The 23,627-nt window shown below is 49.4% G+C and carries 25 protein-coding genes and 1 tRNA gene; 9 read left to right on the forward strand and 17 right to left on the reverse strand.

The features are described from left to right. Positions 1-735: 735 nt before the first annotated feature. The 3 genes from NWE93_05855 to NWE93_05865 all read left to right on the forward strand — a co-directional run bounded on the left by NWE93_05855 (position 736) and on the right by NWE93_05865 (position 4,314). Positions 736-2,622, forward strand: coding sequence for an ATP-binding protein (locus NWE93_05855; protein ID MCW3999744.1), 1,887 nt, complete (start codon positions 736-738; stop codon positions 2,620-2,622). A 153-nt stretch (positions 2,623-2,775) separates the two neighbouring features. Further along, positions 2,776-2,849, forward strand: a tRNA-Thr gene (locus tag NWE93_05860). 235 nt (positions 2,850-3,084) lie between these two features. Then, positions 3,085-4,314, forward strand: coding sequence for a hypothetical protein (locus tag NWE93_05865; GenBank protein ID MCW3999745.1), 1,230 nt, complete (start codon positions 3,085-3,087; stop codon positions 4,312-4,314). Here the strand turns inward: NWE93_05865 and NWE93_05870 are convergent. From NWE93_05870 to NWE93_05905, 8 genes are all read right to left on the reverse strand, one after another. Then, complete coding sequence (locus NWE93_05870) at positions 4,311-5,210, reverse strand: Cfr10I/Bse634I family restriction endonuclease (GenBank protein ID MCW3999746.1); 900 nt, start codon at positions 5,208-5,210, stop codon at positions 4,311-4,313. The genes NWE93_05865 and NWE93_05870 overlap by 4 nt on opposite strands. A gap of 185 nt (positions 5,211-5,395) precedes the next feature. Beyond that, positions 5,396-5,734, reverse strand: coding sequence for a hypothetical protein (locus NWE93_05875; protein ID MCW3999747.1), 339 nt, complete (start codon positions 5,732-5,734; stop codon positions 5,396-5,398). Between the two features lie 471 nt (positions 5,735-6,205). Next, complete coding sequence (locus tag NWE93_05880) at positions 6,206-6,454, reverse strand: Lrp/AsnC family transcriptional regulator (protein MCW3999748.1); 249 nt, start codon at positions 6,452-6,454, stop codon at positions 6,206-6,208. A 211-nt stretch (positions 6,455-6,665) separates the two neighbouring features. Then, the gene (locus tag NWE93_05885) at positions 6,666-6,815 is read right to left on the reverse strand and encodes a hypothetical protein (protein MCW3999749.1); all 150 of its coding nucleotides are present in this window, start codon (positions 6,813-6,815) and stop codon (positions 6,666-6,668) included. Positions 6,816-6,899: 84 nt separating this feature from the next. Then, on the reverse strand, positions 6,900-7,112 hold the full coding sequence (locus NWE93_05890; GenBank protein MCW3999750.1) for a ribbon-helix-helix domain-containing protein: 213 nt from the start codon (positions 7,110-7,112) through the stop codon (positions 6,900-6,902). A gap of 135 nt (positions 7,113-7,247) precedes the next feature. Then, on the reverse strand, positions 7,248-7,865 hold the full coding sequence (locus tag NWE93_05895) for a methyltransferase (protein ID MCW3999751.1): 618 nt from the start codon (positions 7,863-7,865) through the stop codon (positions 7,248-7,250). Next, positions 7,849-8,871, reverse strand: a complete 1,023-nt coding sequence (locus NWE93_05900; GenBank protein MCW3999752.1) for an RNA-guided pseudouridylation complex pseudouridine synthase subunit Cbf5 — start codon at positions 8,869-8,871, stop codon at positions 7,849-7,851. The genes NWE93_05895 and NWE93_05900 overlap by 17 nt, the downstream gene beginning before the upstream one ends. 62 nt (positions 8,872-8,933) lie before the next feature. Beyond that, on the reverse strand, positions 8,934-9,209 hold the full coding sequence (locus NWE93_05905) for a 50S ribosomal protein L14e (protein ID MCW3999753.1): 276 nt from the start codon (positions 9,207-9,209) through the stop codon (positions 8,934-8,936). Between the two features lie 542 nt (positions 9,210-9,751). Here NWE93_05905 and NWE93_05910 point away from each other — a divergent pair. Together NWE93_05910 and NWE93_05915 are read left to right on the forward strand one after the other, a co-directional pair. Further along, entirely contained in the window at positions 9,752-9,931 is a 180-nt protein-coding gene (locus tag NWE93_05910; GenBank protein MCW3999754.1) for a hypothetical protein, read from the forward strand. A 57-nt stretch (positions 9,932-9,988) separates the two neighbouring features. Then, positions 9,989-10,186 carry a ribbon-helix-helix protein, CopG family gene (locus tag NWE93_05915; protein MCW3999755.1) on the forward strand — a complete coding sequence of 66 codons (198 nt, stop codon included), beginning with the start codon at positions 9,989-9,991 and terminating at the stop codon, positions 10,184-10,186. A gap of 8 nt (positions 10,187-10,194) precedes the next feature. Here NWE93_05915 and NWE93_05920 read toward each other — a convergent pair whose 3' ends face one another. Beyond that, entirely contained in the window at positions 10,195-10,818 is a 624-nt protein-coding gene (locus NWE93_05920; protein MCW3999756.1) for a hypothetical protein, read from the reverse strand. Positions 10,819-11,274: 456 nt separating this feature from the next. On the opposite strand from NWE93_05920, the gene NWE93_05925 reads away from it, so the two are divergent. The 3 genes from NWE93_05925 (at position 11,275) to NWE93_05935 (ending at position 15,400) form a co-directional block, all read left to right on the forward strand. Beyond that, positions 11,275-14,070 carry a hypothetical protein gene (locus NWE93_05925; GenBank protein MCW3999757.1) on the forward strand — a complete coding sequence of 932 codons (2,796 nt, stop codon included), beginning with the start codon at positions 11,275-11,277 and terminating at the stop codon, positions 14,068-14,070. After that, on the forward strand, positions 14,067-14,234 hold the full coding sequence (locus tag NWE93_05930; GenBank protein ID MCW3999758.1) for a hypothetical protein: 168 nt from the start codon (positions 14,067-14,069) through the stop codon (positions 14,232-14,234). The genes NWE93_05925 and NWE93_05930 overlap by 4 nt, the downstream gene beginning before the upstream one ends. A gap of 107 nt (positions 14,235-14,341) precedes the next feature. Next, positions 14,342-15,400, forward strand: coding sequence for an NAD(P)-dependent glycerol-1-phosphate dehydrogenase (locus tag NWE93_05935; protein ID MCW3999759.1), 1,059 nt, complete (start codon positions 14,342-14,344; stop codon positions 15,398-15,400). Here the strand turns inward: NWE93_05935 and NWE93_05940 are convergent. From NWE93_05940 to NWE93_05975, 8 genes are all read right to left on the reverse strand, one after another. Further along, positions 15,397-15,780, reverse strand: coding sequence for a VOC family protein (locus NWE93_05940; protein ID MCW3999760.1), 384 nt, complete (start codon positions 15,778-15,780; stop codon positions 15,397-15,399). The two genes, NWE93_05935 and NWE93_05940, sit on opposite strands and share 4 nt — an antisense overlap. A gap of 127 nt (positions 15,781-15,907) precedes the next feature. Beyond that, positions 15,908-16,738, reverse strand: a complete 831-nt coding sequence (locus tag NWE93_05945; GenBank protein ID MCW3999761.1) for a peptidylprolyl isomerase — start codon at positions 16,736-16,738, stop codon at positions 15,908-15,910. 204 nt (positions 16,739-16,942) lie between these two features. Then, positions 16,943-17,119, reverse strand: coding sequence for a hypothetical protein (locus tag NWE93_05950; protein MCW3999762.1), 177 nt, complete (start codon positions 17,117-17,119; stop codon positions 16,943-16,945). 97 nt (positions 17,120-17,216) lie between these two features. Continuing rightward, positions 17,217-17,936 carry an ABC transporter ATP-binding protein gene (locus NWE93_05955; protein MCW3999763.1) on the reverse strand — a complete coding sequence of 240 codons (720 nt, stop codon included), beginning with the start codon at positions 17,934-17,936 and terminating at the stop codon, positions 17,217-17,219. After that, positions 17,923-19,536, reverse strand: a complete 1,614-nt coding sequence (locus tag NWE93_05960) for a hypothetical protein (GenBank protein MCW3999764.1) — start codon at positions 19,534-19,536, stop codon at positions 17,923-17,925. Before NWE93_05960 ends, NWE93_05955 begins: the two co-directional genes overlap by 14 nt. After that, the gene (locus NWE93_05965) at positions 19,533-20,741 is read right to left on the reverse strand and encodes an ABC transporter permease (protein ID MCW3999765.1); all 1,209 of its coding nucleotides are present in this window, start codon (positions 20,739-20,741) and stop codon (positions 19,533-19,535) included. Before NWE93_05965 ends, NWE93_05960 begins: the two co-directional genes overlap by 4 nt. Continuing rightward, entirely contained in the window at positions 20,738-21,754 is a 1,017-nt protein-coding gene (locus tag NWE93_05970; GenBank protein MCW3999766.1) for an FtsX-like permease family protein, read from the reverse strand. Before NWE93_05970 ends, NWE93_05965 begins: the two co-directional genes overlap by 4 nt. 132 nt (positions 21,755-21,886) lie before the next feature. Then, entirely contained in the window at positions 21,887-22,852 is a 966-nt protein-coding gene (locus NWE93_05975; GenBank protein MCW3999767.1) for a DUF1616 domain-containing protein, read from the reverse strand. A gap of 83 nt (positions 22,853-22,935) precedes the next feature. Here NWE93_05975 and NWE93_05980 point away from each other — a divergent pair, with 83 nt between their 5' ends. Beyond that, entirely contained in the window at positions 22,936-23,517 is a 582-nt protein-coding gene (locus tag NWE93_05980) for a DUF1616 domain-containing protein (GenBank protein ID MCW3999768.1), read from the forward strand. The last annotated feature ends 110 nt before the right edge of the window (positions 23,518-23,627 follow it).

Genomic DNA, 23,627 nt, shown 5'->3' on the forward strand with positions numbered 1-23,627 from the left:
GGTATCGCGGCTTGCCGCGCCCTTCTTCGGCTCTCAAGCCGAGCCATCCTCCAGACAGCGTGGCATGTTACGGGCCAATGGTAGTGTCTGTTTGGCGTTTAGTGAAACACATATGTTTCAAATTAAGTGTTTTGGCGTCGTTGTATATGTTTGTCCTGTGCATGGTGTCATTTTAAGCGTCCAGTATGGATACGCCCATTCACCGCTTCACCCCCCATCGTTTTCTGGTGGGGAGCTGCATCTTTTTTTGTTGTGTAACCCATGTTACTGGGATTGCATTAGAAGCGTCAACGGTTAATATAAGTCTATCGTTGCGGTTTGGCTATGTTGGTCGTCGGTGCTTTGTCTGGTTACGTTGCGCTTCTATCTCTCTCGCACCTGCATTTTCAGGTAGCGAGCCCAACTAATGGGGAAACAACTCTACCGCAAACCCTCATAAAAAGATGTCGCATCATCTGGAACAACCTTGAAGGTTTTTGTTCCACATAGAACCAGGGGTTTTTGGGGTAATTGACACTTTTCTAGGGGCTTATGATGGCATCCGCCGAGTTTTTCTTGATCTACATTGCCGCTGGGCGCATTATGTTCAGATAAGCCAAGGGGCGACCGCACGTCCACTTTTCTGCGGGCGGGCGGATGCGTTGGCGGCATGGATAGGATTTAGGCTATAAAACCCGCCGAGGGGTCCTTCGGAAAGGTAAAATGTAACGGTACCTATGGTTATTTGGGAATTGCATGAGGTTAAGAAGCCAATTCTTAATCGCCATCGCCGTTTTTGGCTTGTTCACCGCGTTCACTGCTTCTTCGATTTTTTCCATAGACCTAACGCTAGTTAACCTTCACAGCCAAGGAGAAATCGCCTCTGACATCGAAAGCGCCGCAAAAGAATTGGGTTATGTCTACGCCAACTATTTACTGTATCAAGGGAACCTTTCCATTTGGCAGGCAAATGTTCTGCTGCTCTACACTGACCTTTGCGCCTTAAATGACACTTACCCGCAGAGCCAAACGTTAGCGGACAGGATGATGACGGAGTTAACGACAGTGAATGCAACGTTTAACGCTTACGTGGCGGCTTCCCCGGAAAACAATGTTCCAACGGAGCAACCCCCAAGTGCCCTAAACATGAGCATCCTCGGAAGCCAATGGAGCGAGATGGATGGGCAAATTCAAGGGTTAATTTCAGAATCCAGGCAGCTTACATTAACCGTTGACCAGCAGATTAGCCAAACCTACCAAACCAACAGGATGTTAAACGTCAGTTTAGTGGCTTTGTTCATCGCGTTTTTTCTCTTGACGTATTTTTTGGTTTTTAGACGCATCCTGCCCCCGATAGCTATGCTTCAGAAAAAAACCAAGGACATCAACCACAAAGAGCCAAAGGAACTCAAACAGAAAAGCGGCAACAACGAAATCACTGAGTTATTCGCTGAATTCGACGAAGTGCTCGGCAGCCTCATAACGGCCACTGCGTCTAAGCAGCAGCTGGAGAAAGAAGTATCTGAACGCAAAAAAGCCGAGGAGGCGCTTCGTGAGGCGCAGACCCAGCTCAAAGAGCACGCGGATAATTTAGAGAAAATGGTGGCGGAGCGCACCAGAAAAATCCGTGAAAGCGAGCAGAGCTACAGGGAGTTGTATGAGAGTTTCGGTGAGGGCTTTATTGCCACGGATTGGGAACTAAATGTTATTCACTGGAACAAAGCCGCTGAGAGAGTAACCACGGTGGAGGCGAAGGATGCGTTGGGAAAAAAAATCTACGAGGTGCTGCCTGAGATGCAGTCGGTGGATGTTACCCCCTATTATTCTGCCCTGCAGGATAGGCAATCCGCCCGCTTTATGATGAATACAAAAAGCAGGGAGACCGGTAAGGACGCGATTTTTGAGATTTCCACTTATCCCTCTACCCTTGGGATACTCATCATCGTTGAGGACAAAACTGAGGAGGAACAGAACAAGCGGCTTTTGGCGATTGGGCAAACCGCAAGCATGGTGGGCCATGATATCCGTAATCCATTGCAGTCCATCGAGGGCGACTTGTACCTGATACGGATGGAGCTTGGGAGTCATCCGGAATGCCGGGGGCTTGAAGGCGTCGAGGAGAGCCTGGAGAAGATCGAGGAGAACGTTTTCTACATCAACAAGATAGTTAGCGATTTGCAGGATTACACAAGACCCCTCGCGCCCCAGCATATCCCGGTGAACATCAATGATTTGCTGAGGGCTGTCCTGTCAGCTATCCAGATACCAAAAAATGTAGAGGCCCAGCTGGAAACAGAGGAGATTGTTTTTCTCACTGACCCCGCGTACCTCAAAAGAATACTCAACAACCTAGTTAACAATGCCCTGCAAGCGATGCCGGAGGGCGGAAAACTGACGCTTCAGGCAAAGGCGACAGCTAACCATTTACAGATAAGTGTGGCAGACACAGGCATGGGCATCCCGGAGCAGGCAAGACAAAAACTCTTCACGCCCCTCTTCACCACCAAATCCAAAGGGCAAGGACTCGGGCTGGCAGTGGTAAAGCGCCTAGTGAACGGCCTAAACGGGGAAATAACCTACGAGACAGAGGAGGGAGCAGGCACCCGGTTCTTCATAGAATTACCGCTAAAAAAAGGGCACTAAGGCGATTTGACTGTATCAAGCCAGCCGTCGCATACAAACACGGGCTAAAATGCAGCGCCACCATAACCCACAACTCCACATATCCCCCTTTTACAGCAGTAACTTTTATTTGCTTAAAGTTTTATGATGTGTGTGTTCTGGGCAACATCGGGCGCCTCGATAGCTCAGCCCAGTAGAGCGGCTGCCTTGTAAGCAGCAGGCCGCGGGAGCAAGGCCCGCTCGAGGCTCTCAAAAAAAAACTTCTATCAGGATTATGCAGACAAAGCAGAACCAGACAGCCATCAGGCAACGAACCTATTTACCGTACTGTTCTCGAGAGATCATTTATTTTGAGAAAAAAACGCAGCGTTTTTAAAAGGCATCATCGGTTGGTCACCTTCACAGGGATTGCTGATAAAAGTTTTATAGTTCTTAAATAACTTCTGACAATGTAAAACAGTTTACATGGGGAGGGAGGACAAAATGGGACAATTAAAAATCCTTTCGGAAGTCGATATAGACCTTCACAATCTTACAGAATGGAACTTTAATGGTTATAACACACAGTATTCAACCCATGGGATACACACCTGGCTGGCAGCCATGAACCCTCCCCTTGCTCGCAAGATAATTAAGCTCACAAAGCCTAAACGACTTCTCGACCCTTTTTGTGGTGGCGGCGCCGTCTTAGTTGAAGGCATGCTTAATCACTTTGAGTCAACGGGTGTGGACATTAACCCGTTGGCGTCTATTATCTCAAGGGCAAAAACAACACCAATTGAAAAAAACCATCTCGAATGCCAAAAAAATGAAATTATTCATTATGTGATAAATCACCCAAATGACTACATTGAATTCCCAAGAAATTCAATGATCCACTTTTGGTACAAACCGTATATGCTAAAGCCTTTGAGTGCGTTAGCCAATTTTATTAACAGCATTAAATATGATAAATTGAGAAACTTCTATCAATGCGTTTTATCCGCTACTGCAAGGGATGTTTCGCTAACTTATAGGAATGAAATTCGGTTACGTAAACTTGAGCCCCAAGAACTGGACCGTTTTACGCCCGATGTAATTGACTGTTTTACTGCAAGAGCAAATTATAGTATCGAGCGTGTCTCAGAGTTAGAGAAGAATTCAATCGTCAAAGTAATTCCAGCAAACACTGCAAAGATGCTTCCATTTCAGGACGACGAATTTACAACCATAATTTGCTCGCCACCCTACGGCGACGAAAGGAATGGCGTACCTTACTTCCAGTTTTCTCGAAATATGTTGTTCTGGTTAAAGGTGTCTAGAGAGGAAATACTTGCGTTTAAGGAGCAGACGTTAGGTTGGGTCGGTAAGAGAAAAGACTTTCGTTGTCCTGATTCACCAACACTGAAGGGATTAATTGAAAAAGTTAAGCATAACAAACGGACTGAGATGGAAGCGATTGCTTTTTATAGCGATTATTACCATGCCCTCCAGAACATGGCAAGAGTAACCTCGGATAAAATAGCCATTGTCATTGGTCAAAGAGTCCTTTTGAATAACGTTTTTGATAATGCAAGGATAACAACAGAATTATTCTCCAACATGGGCATAAAACTGGATGCTTGCTATAGCCGAAAGTTGCCAAGTAAAAGGTTACCAAAGATGCGAGAATACGGAGCAGCAATAGATACAGAGAGCATTCTTATCTATGATTTGAAAAATAAGAAGCTCTAGCCAGATTCTATCCATTTCTTTATTATCTCTTGGGCATCACTTACTTCTTCACAGGCTATTATTTCATCAACCGCTTTTCGAGGCTTTGCATGGACATCAACAATAGAATCAATAGATGGATTTGTATAGACAATTTTATCTTGTGAAGACAATGGCTTGTGGACAAGCCCGTAATATTTAGTATCGAACGTAATATCCCAGAACCGCATCTGAAGGTGGGAAATAATTGCTTTAACTAAACTTCCCTCATATACGATAAGATACCGTCGATCAGGTTTTAGTTCATTCTTAACTGAAAGACCGAATTTAAGCGAGTTGTATGGACATGTTTCCTTAACAAATTCGTACATTTTTTCAATTTTTCTGATAAAATCTAGTGTAGGCTTCACCGTTGCAGTGTCTATTAGGTTGGCTATATTTTCATTTATTCCGCCTATACACAGCAAATCAGGGTTTGGCAGAGTCATTTTGATGCCAACCTTCTTCAAGGATCTGAATAAACCTTCATCGAGCACTATCTTTGCTCGATTGTCAAAAATATCCCACCATTGAATTCTGCTTGCGGGAGGAAATTTTAAGACAGCAATTTTCATAGCGCTCAAATTATTATGCTCAACTGAAGCGTTCCAAGAAATCACTGCTATAGCGGTCTCAAACCAAGCACCCCTTAGATTTCGTAAGGATTGGTCACTTGGTGGTTGTTTTGATGGGTATAGTGTCTTACACGCATAAGTAACTCGCTGTATAATCCCTTCTAATAGGTCGTCAAAGCTTCCGGTTAGCTCATGATCCTTGAAGTAACAACAAAATGGCTCATTGTGTCTTGCTTCAATCTTCGACTTGCTATTGAGAATAATGCACGGATTGTCACATTTTTTACAGTCTAAATTGGTCATTGCCGATCATCAACTCGAATTATTCTTAGTGATTGTAATTTGAGAAGAGGAAGTTTCAGTCCTCGCTTGAATAATGAAAAGAAAGCTGAAACGTTCAATAGCCTCTTTGGCAAGATTAACCCTAACTCCCTTGTTTTTTATTGTAATAGAACAATTTAATTCTTTACACGAAAAATAGGTTACAACTACAATTTTTTGGTTGTTTTGATCTCTCCATGAGATCTGATGAAATAATCAAAGTATTCAGTAATTATTTTGTGCCTGGCTTCAATAGCGGCTCGACCAACAGCTGCCTGTAATATATTCGTTTGGAAGTCTAGTAATTCATGATACTCAGGGTGATAATCAAGCCCACGAGCTGCTTCATATGAGAGTTTGTCTAAAAAGCGAATATAAAATGTTTTAAACGCCGGAAGCTGGTTTACTTTCCCTTTTTCTATTAGTTGCTCAACGAAAAGGTATGCAGAAACAATCACTGCTCTGTTCCTAAACTCGCCTACCTCTTCACCGAATATTTCGTTCATTAAATCCGAAGTTTTGTTATTCTCTATATTTCGTGATTATTTTTCACTTAGGTCAGCATATTCTTTGAAGAAAGCTGTCAATTCTTCATAACGAGCGCTATAGAATGTGCTGTTAGGCTTGTTCCTGTTAAACGAATCGTGTGCTTTTCGCCAACATGTTTGGTTTCTATTTGGTGGTTCTTTTGTTGTTTCCTATAGGGGGAGGGGAGGTAGGTGGTAGAGCAACAAGGCCCAGGGCTCCTTTTGTCTGCAGGCTTGTGGCATGAACGCCTAGCTGCTTTCAAAATTTGTCTGCAGTTGCATGGATTCTGCGTTGGGTAACCAGCAAGTGCCTGCTTTTGTTTGGTTGTGTTGTGTGGTTGTTGAGCCTATTTATAAGGGGGGTAAGAGAAAAAATCGCACGTGTCAGAGGCTGTTTGGTGCTGATTACAAAAATGAAAGTTTGTTCTGGGGAAATGGGTGGTTTGGGGTTTAGGTTTCTGGTTCTTCTTCGTCGCCTTTTGCCGCCAGCTTCGCCTTGATGGCTTTGGTGTCGGTGATTATGAGTTTGTATTTGCGGGCTTGGGTGGAGACGATTTCGTTTTCGAAGAGTTTTTTGAGTGATCGGAACACTTTTTTGGTTGTTTCGCCGGTTTTGTCGGCGAGTTCTTGGAGAGACAACTCTTTGCCTTCGGTTTGCAGTGCCGCGACAACTTTTTCGTCGGTTTTGTTTAGTTTCATCTTTCATCAAACCCTCTAATGTGAATGGTGTTTAGTTTCATTATGTGGGCAGTTGGCTTTTTGTATTTTGCGGTAGCCAACGGATGGCAGCTAAAAATCCACGTGTTTAGCTGCAGGATCGGGATGGCGCAGCAGCAGCTGGGTAGCTGCGTTGACCGCTGATTATTCTGTATAGCAATGAACACATAGAAGGCTCAGCAGTCAACGGCTCTTAAGGCATGTGGTTTGCGGCATTCAACAAACCCTTGTGGCTACTGGTTTGTGTGCTCCATTTGCCCTTGCAGAAAACGCTGAAATCGCAGCATCCACATGGACCCTTAACGCCGATTTCGCAGCAAGCATCCGAATTTTGCTCTTCCATCCCCGCTTCTTCCTTACCTCAAAGTGTAGGCTGTAGGAATATAAGCGGAGTTTCCAACAGCGAGATATATCGAAAAACGCAATGTTACTCAGGTTTGGCTTCGTCGCCGCTTTTGGCGGCACCCTTCTTTTCCGGCGCCACCTTGAGGCCATGGTACTCGTACATGATGCGAAGTGCATCGCGTATGGCTTCGTTGCGGCTGTTGTAGACGCCTTTATCGATAAGGGTGTTTAGCAGGTCCAGGTAGCGTTTGGTTAAGCGGATCGTGATGCGTTCCCGTTTGTTTCCATCAGACATTTGGGTCACCGTTTAGTGTACAGAAGTGCACGTTTGCAGCGCATATAAGTGCTTGTCAGACAAACAGGCACTGTATATCAGCCAAAACATGACCAAACAACCAACTGCAAGACAACATTAAAAACCATTCGGCAGCTAAGCGCCCAATCGACCCAAAAGCACACGGTAACCGCTTTCCCGAGCCAAAACCATGCAGTTACCAAACGCCGCCACGAAGGCTTCGGGAAGAACTTTGGCGCCGATTTTGCTGCGGATAACCATCTCAAAAACGCCATCCGCCGCCAAAACCGCTGGAGCACCCGCGATGATGGCTTTAACGGTATCCATCCCTGCGCTCACCGGGGGATTGGAGAGAACAGCGTTGAAGCGCAGGTCACTGACGGGTTCATAGAGAAAACCGCAGCGAACCTGGGCATTGACGATTCTGTTGGCACCCAAGTTCTGCTTTGCCAACCTTACCGCACGCATATTCACGTCGGTGAGGACAACCTGCAGACGAGGATTCAAAGCCGCCGCCGCAATGCCCACTGCGCCATAACCGCAGCCGATGTCCAGCACGGTGCCCTCCGCTGGCAACTCCATGGCTTCGATGAGAACCCGTGTGCCCAAATCCACCCGCTTCTTAGAAAAAACACTCGACGAAGTCAAAAACTCAAAGCTGCGACCCCGCAAAGATGCGTGAACGATGCCGAATCGGTCCGTGCATTTAGGCTCAGCGGAAAAGTAATGCTCAGAACTATTTTTCTTGCTCATCGCCGCCCCCGCTCTTCCAAACCTTGGGGTAAACGTTACGGGGCATCAGCACCCTTGCCAGCGTCGCCACGGTGCCATAGCGCAGATCCAGCATCTCCTGAGTGGAAACCTGCGCGCGGCCAAGCGCCACCGCCTCGCCCTTAAGCGTAAAAATCGCCACGATGTTACTTTTGTCAACGCCGCTATCCACCTGCAAAACGCCTGGTGCAGTGAGGTTGGCTCCGTGGCAGAGCGCATCTACCGCTGAATCCCGCACGACGATTCTGGGCAGATGCATCAGGGCGTTTTCCATGGGCTCGATGAATTTACACAGGTAACTTTGGTCTTTGGTGCGTTCGTACTCGCCAAACCAGTAGGCGACATCGTGGAGGGTAACGAATTTGCTGCCGGTTTCAGTGAAGGGTCCCGCGCGGGTTCTGCGCAGCTCCTGCATGTGGCCGCCAACGCCCAGGATTTCTCCGATGTCATAGCAGAGCTTGCGGATGTAGGTTCCGCCTTCGCAGCCGACCCTAAAGAGCACGTTGCGTCCCTCGCGTTCGATGTAGTCGATGTAGTAGATGCGACGTGTACGCAGCGCACGCTTAACCGAACTACGCAGGGGAGGACGCTGATAAATTTCGTCCTCAAAAAGCGTGAGCACATGCTTGATGCTGGGTTCATCCACCTCGCCGTGGAGTTTAAGCACACAAACATATTCTTTGCCGCTGTAGAGCAGCGCCTGCACCATCTTGGTGGCTTCCTCCAGCGTAACCGGCAAGACACCGGTGACTTTAGGGTCCAGGGTGCCGCCGTGTCCGATGACGTCGATTTTGAGGATTTTTTTGGTCCACGCCGCAACCTCGTGGCTGGTGGGTCCTGCGGGTTTGTCGAGGTTTATGGTGCCGAATTTGATGTATTGCTTGGCGGGGCGTTCGCTGGGTTTGCAGCCGTATTTTGGGTCGGTGGTGTCTTGGGCTCGGGTTTGCAGTTCCCGTTTGGTTTCCCACGGCGGAGTGGTTCTGGGCATACTCTATGATAGTCTCCTAACAGGGGAAGAAAAAGAAATGCGAGGTATTAAAGCTTAAAAGTTTAGCAGCAGCAGTCAGAGGTCATTTCGGCGAGTTTACCTTCAGCTTCAAGGGCCGAGGTGACTTCCTCGTCTGATGCGCCCCGTTTAACCTCGACTTTATCGTCTAGGGGCATAAGGTGGTTGATGTTGACGCGTCTGCGTTTAACGCCTGTGACTTTCTTGGGCCCCGTGACCAACACGAAGCTCTTATCCATCATGTCGACGACGATGCATTTGCTGCAGCATTCGCGTCCAGCTTGCTTGATGCAGATTCGACCGACTTCAATAGCGGGCATATTTGTGTCTCCTAAAAAACTGTACTGCAAGCGGTCAATATAAGTATAGCAGCAGTTCAGGGTCGAAAAGGCGCTTTGCCACCGCTTTTGCGCTGTTGCTCTGCCACCTCTATCCCCCCTCTATTTATACTAAGGCAAACGCAGAAACCCCCATCATAAGTGGTAGGCATCCATTGATTTGGCAGCTGCGTAGCTGAGCATCCATGGGGTTCTAACTGGGTTTATTGGGCAGATGCCCTAGGACACGCAGAGTAACCGCCAGCTTTGGACGTCTGCTGCTCAGCCAAGACCTCCCTCCCCTTATTTGAAGGCGGAAAAACGGCGGCTTCCAACACCTGCAAAACGGGAAAATATGCGTCTCAATGGTCTACCTCCCCCTTGACGCCTGTGCCTTTTATGATTTTTTGGCATTTTCATGCAGCTTTTCCCCTAACATCCGTTTTGCCCCACAGAAGACCCCGCAGACGGGCCATCAGACGGGCCCACAGAAGGTACAACACAGCATATCAACAAACCCCACCTAATATGGTAACGTGATTAAAATGAGCCAAACCCCCCAAAAACCACTCGAACCCACCCCCATCATGGCGCAGATAAGCATGCTGAACCTGCGCATCAGCGACATGATGACCCAACTCAACAGCACCCTAAAAATGCTGATTGAAGAAAACCAAACCCTAAAACAGGCTGCAGAGCAAAAAGAGAAAACAGGCAAACCCTAATGAAGCCTGCCGCACAAAAAATAACCCAACCTTTCTTTCACCTGGAGGAACCTAGGCGTGGCTAAAAAAGTCATAGCAAAAGTGGTGCTTAGCAAAGAACAAAAAGAAATCCTAACCGCACTATCAAACAAGCTAGGCACCAGCGACAGCGAAACAATGCGCATAGCACTCATGGACTACGCCAAAGAAGTAAACCTCATAAACGAACCCCTACAAAGAAAAAAACCCCAAAACAAACAACCCACCAAAGAATAAAGCGGCGCCTAACCACGCCTACGCAAAGACACAACCACCAAAACCAACAACACCACAACCGCACCAAGCAACACTATGACAGCTATGCCTACCCAATCCAGACCAAACAACACCGAGGTGCCAACGTTAGGCTCCAGAGGCGTCTGCGTGGGAGATTGCGGCGAATCAGACGGGTCTACAGTAACAGACGAAGGAGCGGGCATAGGCGCTGTATCAGTAATCGTTAAAGTTTGGGTGCCACTCCAGCCACTTGTCTCACCAGTAAAAACATAAGGGAACCCACCGTTTTCAAAAACACGGTGAACGTACCCTATCATCGCCTCAACTTGAACATCTATTTGGGCCCCAACAGTATATGATGACTGCCAACCGTTAATATATAACTTCAACCCTTCTGAGGATGAGTATTCTCCACCAATTATAGAAAACACTGATTCAGAGCCCGAATTACTGCGCAGATAACCATCTGAAGGATAAGAGACCTCAGTCCAATCTTGCTCAAAATGACCCTTCCAACGAATATTATAGAGGTAATTGACATTCCAAGTATTACCGGAATCGTCCTGTATAGTAAATGAGGTGAAAGGTTCATTTTGTATTCTTACTTCAATTGCTCTGGCTTCAACATACACGGATTCGGGAATTACCGTTTTTCCAGTGTAAGGGTCAATAGTCGGAGTTGGAGACGTGTCATAGGATGTATCGATGAAGTTAACTGTGAATTGAGGAACAGAGGGTTTAGGTATAGTCGTTGATCCAGTCGTTTCAGTAGTTATTAGACTTAAAAGTGTTATGATGAGACAGAGGGAAAGGATAAGGATAAGACATTTATACACATGTCTAATGTTCATTGGAGAGCTTATAATGTTTTACATAAAATAAATTATGCAACATTTTTGGCGCAAGACCCCACAGGAGACCCAACAAGCGGGCCTTTACTAGGTCCAACCGGGAGTACAATTCAACTTTTCAGTTTATTCGGCATTAAAGTAATCGAAGGAACATAAAATGAAAACAACAAAATTTCAGTTATTTCGAGTTAAGATGACCAACCAAAAAGACAATAACTGCTTTTGGAGGGTGTAAAATTGACAGATATTTATGCGCCAAAAATAACACATACCGACCTAGTTAATGCTATATGGCACTTTGTAGGTGAGACATGGGCACCGGGAATAGTATTCCCAACAGGACATACTCTTCCCGATAATGCAATTGCACATAATAATGACTTCTTCCTTCTGCTTGACAATTATACAGCGATTCTTTACAGACATAATGGCGATGGAACGAGCGGACAGTGGGTTAGTCTAGAAACAGCCGGCGGAGCCATCGTATATGACATCTATGGAACAGACATACCAATCAATGATATCGGAGTCAATTTGCAGATTTACAACCGGTACACTGCCGGTGAAGTTTATCAAAAACTAAACGGTTGTTGGCGATTAATAGGTCTAAATCAAGCGGGCCTACCGCTTGGATCACAACCGTTAACTTTTACCGACGTTTCTGATCCAAATAATCCAGTATCAGCACGATTAGGGCTAGTTTTAGTCGATGGATTCTCGCCTATATTGGCAACTGATCAAGGTTTGGTTGTGAAGAAGGATATTTCAGCGGGTGGATTCGTAGCTGCAAACCAAGGCTTGATAGCATTAGGTTATGGAATGAAGAATCGATTGGATCCTCCAGGAATTTGGTTAACAAAAAGTGACGACACCACCAGCTATAACTATAACATGGACACCTGCTACATTCGAAGAAATCAATATAGCGTTATTCTAGACCCAGAACACCGCAATAGCCCACCAGATAATCCAGCATATCTTCAATGTTATTATAACAATAGCGATGGTCATATCAAACGGTGGCAATACATAGGCACAACACCACAATGGGTTGATATGGGACCATTCGTTCCTAATTTGCCAATACAACTTTATGATCAGGGACACTTAGCTTGCCATGACCTTCATGCAGCCAACGTTTATCCGCAAGTTACGCAAACAGGCGGATTAGGCGAACCACAACATGTATGGCTTGGCGCTTGCATTCAAACAGTGTACACCGAATCAATTAAGCACCTTAATGGTACTGACTGGGATTTTGGCAGTGACACATGGAACGGCGGCACAATCACCGGTAATATCGTTATCCAAAAAACGAATCCGATTCTACAGCTTGCTAATACAAGCAGCAACCCTGAAATATGGTTTAACTCTGGAAGCGAACTATGCAAGGTATATGGTAACGCATCTGAGCATAGTTTGAGGGTGCAGACCCCTGTGGGTGGAGGATTGATTGTTGAGCAAGCATTATCAGCTAATTCATTGTCGGTCTCTACTAACTTAGGCGTAAACGGAACAATAACGGCAGGCTATATTGGTGAAGGCGTTGCTATTCAAGGATGGACCACTTTTCTTACGAATCCGGCATTCGATTATCTTATCCACGCAAACAAAAGATTAACCGTAACCACATCCAATGGCGCAGATACTTCAGGCTGCTTCAACGGCGAAGAATGGGGATATTGGCTAATTTCCCCAGATAGATTGCCAGCGACGATGGAGATAGATTTAGGTTGCTCACAATACTGGTTTGGCGGTTTCTACCTTAGAGGCGACTGGGGAAGCGCTGGTTATCCGGTCAGTTATAAGCTTGAATACCTTAACCTTTCAGACGTATGGACTCAAATAATAGACGAAACCAATAATACCGTATCACGAAAGATCATAAAGTCATTTTGCGACGCAAAAAAACTTAGACTAACCATAAGACAAGGGTCCTACCCCGACGGAACAGCACACATAAAGTTCTCTGCATATAACTATCTGTCTCCAAGAGACAAAGGCTATCTTAATATCACAGGTGGAACAGTATACGGTCAAATTTCTCTTCCGTTAACTGGTTCGAGCGGTGGCTTAGAAATTGGAGGAGACGTGCAAATTTACCGCAGTGATAGCGATGTTCTGTATACACCAGATAATTTCACGCTAAATGGATCATTGACACTCGATAACAATGCAAGATGGATAGGCCTCCGTAACGGCGCATCAAGGCTATTTTCAAATGCTGACGGCGTTCTTCAGGTCCAAAGTGCCTCAGGAGCATTAGGAACGCTTGATGTAAGTAACCTATTCGCAGACCACCTAAACAGCGCAACCAACCAAGGAATATACATCATGGACACCCTCAAGCCGTATGGAACCTCAATCAATATCTCCGGCAGAGTAGATTGCGATAATGTAATCCACGGAGGGGGAGGTAATGGAGACGCATTTCTGGTGGGCGACGATTGCTATCTCAGTGACATTAATGTAGCAAACGCAATAAGCTTACAAGGTGCCCAAAACCGAGGTAATGCACGACTATACTTGGGGTCAGGCAACGACGTATACATAGAACGCGGTAGCACAAACACTCTCTACGCATACCAAAACATTGAACCAGGCGCAGGCAGCAACACAGGCTACTTAGGCGAGGGCGGCCGCTACTGGTATGGAGTAATATCCAGATATGTTTACTACAAGACCTTAAGCCAATTCGATGCATACGACGACCTAAGCATAGTTAAACTATGGGGCGAAAAAGACCAAACGCTATCCCTAACCTACGACACAACCAAACTTGCGCCTCCAACAGATGACCCCTTTAAAATAATCAAAGGCAACAAAGAAAGCGCTGAAACCGATGAATTCTTCGACGCAGGAAAAGTCAGCGGCTTCCTCATGGGCTGCGCCAAAGCGCTGGCCAAAAAACAGGACGAATACAGTGCAACCCTGCTTGAACTCTTGAACGAGAAAGAACGCTTAAGTCAAGAAATCGATAATTTACGCCTCCAACTCCAGAAAATCACCTCTCAAGGAGGTGCAAGTGCATGATGTCCTCCGAAGCCTCACCAGTCATGCAGCAAATCGGCATGCTTAACCTGCGCATAAACGACATGATGACCCAACTAAACGCCGTCCTCAAAGCGTTAACGGAAGAAAACACCTCTCTAAAACAGGAAAACGCCGCATTAAAAGCCCAAGAAAGCAAGTCCTAAAACTTGCCTTCCCCTATTTTTATTCCCTCTTTTGTCGGTGGATTAGTTCCCAAACGTTTTAAAACTTAGCTGCCCCAATAGGTTGACTACACAGCAGTGGTATTGATTTGACGTTAAACTACCATTATATGCAGTTGCCCCGCGAAGTCATCGTTGGAAAAGGCACCCTGCAGCGCATACCCGAAGTGGTAAGGCGACTTAACCTTAAGGGCAAAGCGCTGGTGCTCTCCGATGCGCAGTGCTATGAACTCGCGGGCAAAACCGTCTCGGGTTTCCTTGAGGAGGCGGGGTTAACTGCAGACTTCATTTTAGTTAAATCCATGACGGTGGACGACTTAATCATCGTTGAGCAGCAGCTAAAAGAGCAGAAGCCCCGGGTGCTCTTCGGAGTCGGCGGCGGAACCATCATCGACGCAGCCAAACTCAGCAGCGCCAGCGTCAACGTCCCCTTCGTCAGCGTCCCCACCACGGTGAGCCACGACGGCATCGCCAGCCCCCTCGCCTCGATTAAAGGCTCCGATAAACCCTACTCTATCCTCGCGCAGGCGCCGATGGCGATCATCGCGGACACAGAAATCATCTCCAAGGCACCCTGGCGCTTTGTCGTCAGCGGCTGCGGAGACGTCATCAGCAAATTCACCGCCGTCAAAGATTGGAAACTCGCGCACACCGAAAAAGGCGAGTACTATGGCGGCTACGCAGCCAGCCTCGCGTTGATGAGCGCCAAACTCGTGACGGAAAGCGCGGATTTGATTGTGCAGCATCAGGATGAGGGCTTGCGGGTGCTGCTTGAGGCGCTGATTAGCTGCGGCGTCGCCATGAGCATCGCGGGCAGCAGCCGACCATGCAGCGGCTCAGAGCATCTTTTCAGCCACGCCCTGGACCTGGTGAATTCGCATCATGCCATGCATGGCGAGCAATGCGGCGTCGGCTCCATCTTAACCTCTTTTCTGCATGGGTCAAACTGGCAGAAAATCAAGGCCACCCTCAAACAGATAGGCGCCCCCACCACCGCCAAGGAACTAGGCGTCACAGACGCAGACGTCGTTAAGGCGCTGCAGTCATCCACCGCCATCCGCCCCGAACGCTACACCATACTGCATAAACTTAACCTCAACTACGACGCATGCGAAACCGTGGCGCGGGCAACAGGCATAATCGGCTAGGGACACATGGGCTGAAGCAGCGCGAACTGGTTACCTTCAGGGTCCTCCGCCGCAGCTATCCAGCCCACTTCAGGAACCTCCTGTTTAGGCTGGGTGACTTTGCCGCCTAACTTGACGATTACCTCGAGGAACTCGCTGAGGTTTTCGACGGAGATGTAGTTTATGGGTTTGCTGTTGGGGAGCTGCCGCCGGTACATGCCGCCGTTTACGCCCGGATGCATCAGCATGCCCTTCTCGTCGGTGGGCACGGTTTGGATAACCCAGTATTCGATGGGGCCTTCGGCGGGGATGATTTTCCAGCCGAAAACCTGCTCGTAAAAAGCTTTGAGTTTCTCTACGTTGTCCGCTGGGATTTCAAAATGGATTACGGTATGGTCCATCTTTTGGTTTCACCTCCAGACACACCCATCTGTTAACTGTAGAAATGCACCATGGACTATGGAGAAACTGCAGATTTAAATTTTTTGAAAACAAAACTGGACGTTAAAAAGGAAAGGGGTTGAAAGCTTATTCTTTAGCTTCAGGTTTTGCCTTGGAAGCCTTTTTGGCTTTAGGCTTTTCTTCCGCCGCGGGGACTTCCGCTGGCGCTTGCTTCTTTTCCTCAACTGGAGCGGATTCTGCTGGAGCTGCGGGGGCGGCTGCTTCGGGCTTGGGCTCGTACTTGAAGGTTTCAACGAATTTGGTCTCTGCCATATCGGGGAAGAACCGTTGGATATCCATGGATATGCCGCGTTTTGCGATCTGGATGCCTTCCACGTAGAAGGTGTCCTCGGGCATTTCGATGCTTAGGTTCTTGGCTTTCACAGTCACCTTGAATTTGTCCTCTTCCACCACTGGAACACGGCGGTGAATCAACGCTGCAATCCTCTGGGTTTCCTCGTCGATTTTTTTGTTAACGGTTAAATCGTAGATGAGGGTTCTGCCTGCCAACGCGGGGTTGAAGTCGAGTAGAACTCTGCCTGCGCCGATGGAGCGTATGGTGGCGTTTTTGCCTTGGAATTCGATGCGTGCGCCAACGACGGGGTTGATTTGTTTTGCGAACAACTGCTTTATGGGGACGCGGCGGATTTTCTCGGGGTCACGTGGACCGAAAGCTTTGTCAGATGGGATTTCGACGGTTTCGGCTTTGCCGACTTCCGCGGAGAGAAGTGCATCGTCGAGGGCTTTAAGAACCCAGCCTTCGCCGACTACGACGAGTTTTGGCTCGTAGATTTCTCCTTCTTTGTGAAGGTGCTCTTTTTTTGCTACTTCATCTTTTGTTGTGTCGAAAACTTCGTTTGTTTCTTTAACTTTGGCTACATAATCGATTAGTATGAAATCTCCTTTTTGTAGGGCCATCTTGAATCATCCTTTGACTTATCGGGGAAGTGTAGAGTTTCAAACGCGCATAAAAACTTTGTCCAGCCAAAAAAAGCTAAACATACACTTACAATTCCATGAAGGGGGCAAAATGGAATTTAAGGCTTTTCTTCAGTTCCAACTGCCCCAACAGCAGCAAAGAAGCCCGACAGATGAGCAGCCGCATGTTTTTTTGTGTGCTCTTTATGGTGTGCAGGCTTCGCTTATGCTGCGGATTTCATAGTGGTTAAAGAGTCGCCGCAGGGCATCTTTGACGACTTCACCTTGGCTTTCGTAGAGTCCATCGTTGATTAGTTGCTCCATGCCCGCCACGTAGGGCGCCGCCATGGTTACTTTCAGCTGTTTCTTTTTGTTTACCATATACTCCCAACTCCCGTTGAAAATGCAGTATCAAGAATCTGCATATTTAACGTTAATTTCAATTCTGATTTAGACCAGAAATCAGCACCTAAACACGTCACTGCCGCGCCACCCCAGCCTCCGCCACCTCAAACCGCGAATCACTCCGCATCAGACGCCCCCCACGCAACACAAAATCCGCCGAAGCCCCCGCCAGCGGCTCATAAAGATCCGTAGTCGTCAAAACCACCGCCACCCCCTCCTCACGATTCACCCTACATAGCATAGAAAGCACCAGCAGAGCGTTCTCATCATCCAAACTCGACGTGGGCTCATCAGCAAGCAGCAAACTGGGGCGGTTAACCAGCGCCCGCACCACCGCCACTCGCTGCCGCTCCCCGCCGCTGAGCTCAGAGGGGAACCGCTCCCCCAGCCCGGCCAGCCCAAAGTAGCCCAGAAGCTCCATCGCCCGCGACAACCGAGCAACCTTCTTTACGCCGGCCAGCGCCATCGGCAACTCCACGTTCTCCAGCACCGAAAGCGTGGGCAGCAGGTTGAAGAACTGGAACACCAAGCCGATGTGGTGCAGCCGCAGGTTCGCTCGTTGGCTGTCATTGAGGGTTGAGGCGTCTTTGCCGAAGATCTGCATGGTTCCAGCGGTGGGGGCTTCGAGGAGCGCGATGGTTTTGAAGAGGTTGGTTTTGCCTGCGCCTGATTTTCCCCTTATGCAAACGAATTCTCCGGGGCTAACGGTTAAGTTCAGGTTTTTGAGTACGGGGGTTGCGCCGTAGGTTTTGGATATGTTTGTCAGTTGCACGGTGGGTTTAGGGGTTTGCATAGATTGTTACCTCGCTGTTAACGTAAACGCAGTTGTAGTTCGCCAGCTTATCGGTCCAGTTTGCGGGGAGCGCGGCGGGGCTGCCGTCATAGAGCACATAGCCGTTGCGGTACATCTGACCATATACGAAAAGAAGCTGCGGCGCGGAAGCGTTCTCGCCCAAAAACCGGTAGCCCCCCATTATGTCGACGCCGCATTCGAAGTAGTCGCTTAAGAGATAGTGGATTTTGGAGTCGCCTGCCACGGTCTGGTTAGCCACGGATGCCGCAGTCCAGTCGGCTGCATGGTACTCGCTGGGTGAGTAACGCCAGAAGTAGCCGAAGTAGGGCTCCTCAAGCGCCACCGCCGCATAGACGCTAAAGCAGCCAAGCACCGCCATGAAAGCCACAAGCACAACAGCAAAAGCCACCCAAAGGCGCCTCTGCATTTTCCGATTGCCCACCAGCTGCCAAAGCCCCAGCGCAGCCAGAATAAGAAACGGCGGCAGAATGAAGTTGATGGAGCGGTAAACAAAGCCATAGCCACCTAGGGCGTTAGAGAAGAGCGCCCAGATGCCAAAAGCCGCAACCGCCGCCACCCAGAAAAACGGCGCCAACAGAAAACTCTGGCGACGCCGCAGCTCCCTAAACCCGTAGATGACAAGGGGCAGTCCCAGCAGGGTGGGGAGGGCATAGAGGAGGTAGCGGAGGGGCAGGGTGGGCGCACTGGGCAAGATGGGGATTTGGGTGGTTAAAAGCACAAGCAACGCCAGCATCAGCGTCCACCCCCCGCAGTAGAGGGCGGTTTTTAGGGCTGTGAAGGGTTTGGCGGCGTAGCAGAGGTAGATGATTAGGGATGCAAGGAGGACTTCGTAGGCGCCCACTGAGAGTAAATCGCTAAGGGTTATGGTGAAGTTAAGTGCTGGGTAGGCGAAGAGGGCAAAGTACAGTGAGTTGGCGCCTGCAAAGGCGGCTAGGTAGAGCAGGTTTGACTGGGGTGAATTCGCCTTATCACTGAGGCCTTTTTTGGTGATGAAGGATGCCGCAGTTAAACCCGACAGGATGGCGACGGCTAAAAAAGCTGTAAAATGATGAGTCAACACCAACACCAACGAAAGCACCAGGAAAAGACCCAGCGATTTAGCATTGTGCTTTTGTAGAAAAACAAAAATTAAGCAGAGGTAGAGGGGGCTGGCGAAGGTTTCTTTGGTGACGCCCGCCGTGAAGAGGGCATAAGGGAAGACAGTGGCTAACAGGAAAGCCGCAGCCAGAGAAGCCGCGGTGCTGCCCGTGAGTTTTTTGACGATTAAATAAAAAAGGGGAACCGCCAAAGCCGCAGCCAAAGGCACCGCATAAGCCATCGCCGACGCCGCGGGCAACGCCGACAGCTCCGAGAGCACGGCGCCGAAAAGCTGGACGGCGGGCCAATAGTTGTTGTAGCCATCAAATACGCCGCTGGTAAGGGACACAGGCGTGTTCTGACTTAGCAGTTCAGTGTTGCGGATAAGCGGCCAAGCGTCCACCGAAAAGGGCATGCCGCTGATGAGGGCGGGGTAGAGCCGCACAGTCACCGCTACGGATATTGCCAACAATAGCAGGGAGAGGGCGAGGGCTTTTTTCATGGTTTTAGCTCCATGCGGGCAACGGTGAGGGCGCTAAGCAGCGAGAGGAGCCCAAAGTTGGCGGCGACGACCAGCGGGTCAAGTTGGAAGCTGATGGCGTGGGAAAGCACCTGCAAGTAGCCGAGCCGCTGAAAAACGTTGATGAACCCAGCGCTTAAGATGGCGCCCAGAAAAGAAGCCGCCAGCGCCCAAGCTACCATCCGAGCCGCCAAATCCGCCTTCATTGCGCAAGCGGAAACCCCGATGGAGCGCATAACCTCAATGTCGCCTGTATGCTGCTTCACAAACAAGGCTACGGCGCAGGCAGCGGTTCCGCAGGCAAAAAGCAGCACCACCACCGAAAGCACCAGCAGCGTGTCCTTTGTTACGCCGTAGCGACCAAGGTAGCCTTGCATGAACTGCTGTGAATCCTCGACGCCTATCAAAGATATGTTAATGTTGGCGTGGGCAAGCGGCAGCAGAGCCTCAAGGTCCCGCCTGAGTTGACTTTTGGGTGTCGGAGAAGGCGAGGATGAATCGGAGGGGGAGGAGACGGGGGCGGTTTGGTTGCTGATTTGCTGGTAGATGCGGGCGGCGCTGGTTTGGGCAGAGTCGATTTTTACGCGCAGCAGGCTGGCGTCGCTGTAGCCTAAGCCGCGGAGCCACTGGGCAATGTAGAGCGGCGCCAACGCTTCATCGTTAAGCGCAGAGGCAGATTCGAAGATGCCGCTAACCTGCAAAGTCACGTATCGCTGGGAGAGAACCCCCAAAACCAAGAAATCATCGCCTACATTTAGGTCCAGCCGCTGCGCTAAGCCTTCGCCGACTATAACGGAGTTGGCGTCGGTTAAGTTGAGGGCTTGACCTTCACGGATGGCGATGGAGTTGAGTTTGGCGAGTTCCTCGGGCAGCACGCCGCGGACGAAGACGGATTGCCCATTGATCATGGCGGGCGCTAGGACTTCGGGGCTCACGGCGACCACACCATTAACTTGAGCTGCTGTGTCAGCTAATTCGAGTGGAACCACGCCGGTGAAGGGGGTGCTGCCTGCTTTGCTGTAGATGGCTACCACGTCGGCGTCTTCGCCTACATAGCTTGAGAAGCCATCGTAGAAGCCTAGAAAGCTGTAGGCTGTGACCGAGAAAAGCGTGGAAACCAACGTGAAAACCACAATTAAAGCGGCGACGCGTTTGGTGCGTAGATAACGGAAACGCAGCAGATTCACGCCTGATTCGCCTCCGACGCCACAAAGCGCCCCCTCAGTGAGGGGTAGAGGCAGCCAGCGAGGGAGGCAGCGAACGCGAGAATCAGAATCTCCAAAGCTTGACTGCCCTCAAGAAACGGCGCTAATCCGCTGCTGCCCAAGAGCCAACGCGCAAAAGTCGCCGCCGCCTGCGTGCCCACCACGCCAAGGGAAATTCCTACAAGGCAGCCTACCAAAGCAATAGCCCCTGCATAGCCCAAGATCAGCTGTGTTGTAAGCGGCTTTTTTGCGCCCAATGTTCCAAGCATGCAGAACTCGTATTTTGCTTCGTTGACGACGCGGGTAGCTATGACGTAGGATGCCGCGGCAACCACCACGTACACGGAAACTGACCAAACAGTGATGAAAGCCACCAGCTGGTTGTTGATGTCGGCCGCAAACGCGGCGGTCTGCTGGGTGCACTCGATTTTCAGGTTGGAGGGCAGCGTCCGGGTTAAGTTGGCTATTCCCGCGGGGTTTTGGGTGGAGAATTCGATGAGGGAAACCGAGCCGGCGCTGGGGGAGAGCTCCTGGAGGGTTGTAAGCGGCAGGATTAATTCGGTGTCGGTTTGCCCGTTGGCCTGCACAACCCCAACGATGGAGAGGGAGAAGGCTTTGCCGTGGATGGTTAAATTCACCTGGTCGCCCCTATGGATAGAGGCTGCTTTTGAAAGGATAACCCCTGCCACCGCTTGTGCACCATTTGGACTGGCGGAGCCGTTGACGGCGGCGTTGTGGCGACGAAAGAAGGCTTGTGGGTCATCTATGCCTCGCATAGTCACGGGGTAGGAGCCGTCGGCGGTTTGGATGGCCCCGCGGGTTAGGCGATGGCAGGTCAAATCGGAAAGGAGTCTACTGCCATTTATCTCTGCGACCACGGCAGCGTCGATTTCGCTTTCACCAAGCCCACCTGAGCCTTCAGTGACTATGTAGGTGTCGCCTACACTGGCAAGTTGGCTTAGCGCCGAGGTTTGGGAGCTAATGTTGTTTACCAAGCAATTCACCGCAGTCACCAAGGCAACAAGCAACGCGATTGATATGATAGCTGACGCTGTTCCTCGCCGGCGAAATAGCATTTTGAAGGCAAGCAACCGCATTTTTCTACCTCAGCAAACATGAATCGGTAGCTAAGAGGCAGGTGAAGTCACGTTCAGCCAGATTTGCCCCCACCGCTGGTGATACTGGAACTGGCTAATAGTTTGGTTGTAAAGCCACAGCTCAAAGATAAGCCGCTGATTAACCCCAGGCTCCGTCAAAGTTACTTGGACGGGGTAAGTCCAGGTTTGGTTGACATCAAGCACCTGCCAGTTCTGCTGGAGCACAGAAGCGTTAGCGGGGTTCACAGCGGTGTTGTTGTCGCCAAGTTTAACCTGCACCTCATATAGCATGGGCTTCCCCATCTGGTTACCCACGTAAACATATAGGCGGACGGTTTCGCTGGCAACAACTACCGAAGGATAATCACCCAGCTTCAGGTTCGGTCCCAAAATGCCCAGTTCAGAGAATTCTTCACCCTGCCCCCGCGGCAACAAAACCCCAGAAACCGCAATAAACGCCACGAGGACGGTGAGGGCTAAAACGGCGGCGCATAATTGCCGAGGCGTAATAACGAGGGCTTTATCGTTTGGCGCCGATCCGGTGGCTTTTATAAGGTAGTTCCTTCGGAGCTTATACCATATCCGCCAAAACACCCCCGGACCTTTCAGATACGTGATTACCCCAGCCGCCAACAGGCCAGCTACAGCCGCCGCGACAACCGCAGGAACTCCAACGGATGCGGATTGCCCAGCGGCCTGTGCCTGGGCGGTTACGTTTTGGGCTATGGCTTGGGCTTGGCTGGTTAACTGCTGGGCCTGTTGCGGGTTGGTTTCTTCTAGCAGCTGGGCGTGCTGGGTTAGGTTTAGGGCGTTGTTGATTTGCGCGGTCAGTTGAGTGATGTCTGCGCCTGATTGGTGGGCCGCGAGGATGGCTTGGTATGCAGCGGTTATGTCGACTTCTGCTTCGCTGAGAGTGGGCTGTTGGGCGCTTGCAAGGGCGCAGAGTGCGACCGCGATTATCAGCCAGCCGCCAACCAGTATCTTTCTGTTTACCATTTGTCTGCCATCCACTATCAACGAATTCATGCATAAGACATATATAAAAATTGATTCGAAAACAAGCCCAGAGGAAAAACCCAATGAGCACCAACCCCCATGAAGCGGTTTTAGCAGCCGCAAAAAATCTGCAGCAACCCACCGTCGACGACCTCGTCGAGCACCTTACCGCAAAGGGGCTCAAACAATCTGACGCCATAAAAGCGGTTTATGTGGAATGGAAAAAAGGCACCCTAAACCTCACAGAACCTAACCCCCCAAGGAACATAGCGAAGTATTTTTTCAGCCTACAAAACGCGTGGTTCTGGGCAATCACCGCATTGCTCGCCGTCACAGCACTGGCCATCTTCACGGTTAACAGCTCAACGCTGCTTTACGTCAGGTACGTTTTAGGCGGCGTCTTTGTCCTTTTTCTGCCCGGCTTCATGCTTATTTCAGCGCTCTACCCCCGCAGCGAAGAACTGGACATGCTTGAGCGGGTGGCCCTCTCGATTGGGCTTAGCCTCGCTCTTGTTCCGCTGGTTGGGTTGGGGCTGAATTATACGCCGTGGGGCATCAGGCTTGAGCCGATTGTGGCGTCTATGGCTTTGCTGGTGGAGGCGCTGGCGTTGGCTACGGTGACGCGTAAGTTTCGGTATCATATGCTGGGGTTAGTCGGTAGCTGATTTTTTGATGAAGACTTATTAAATCCTATGCTAATTTGACTTTAACTATGTCAGACAAATGTCCACCAAAAAACCGCCAAAGAAGAACTGTATTACATGCCTCGTTCGCA

The organism is Candidatus Bathyarchaeota archaeon, from assembly GCA_026014735.1.
Lineage (GTDB): Archaea > Thermoproteota > Bathyarchaeia > Bathyarchaeales > Bathycorpusculaceae > Bathycorpusculum.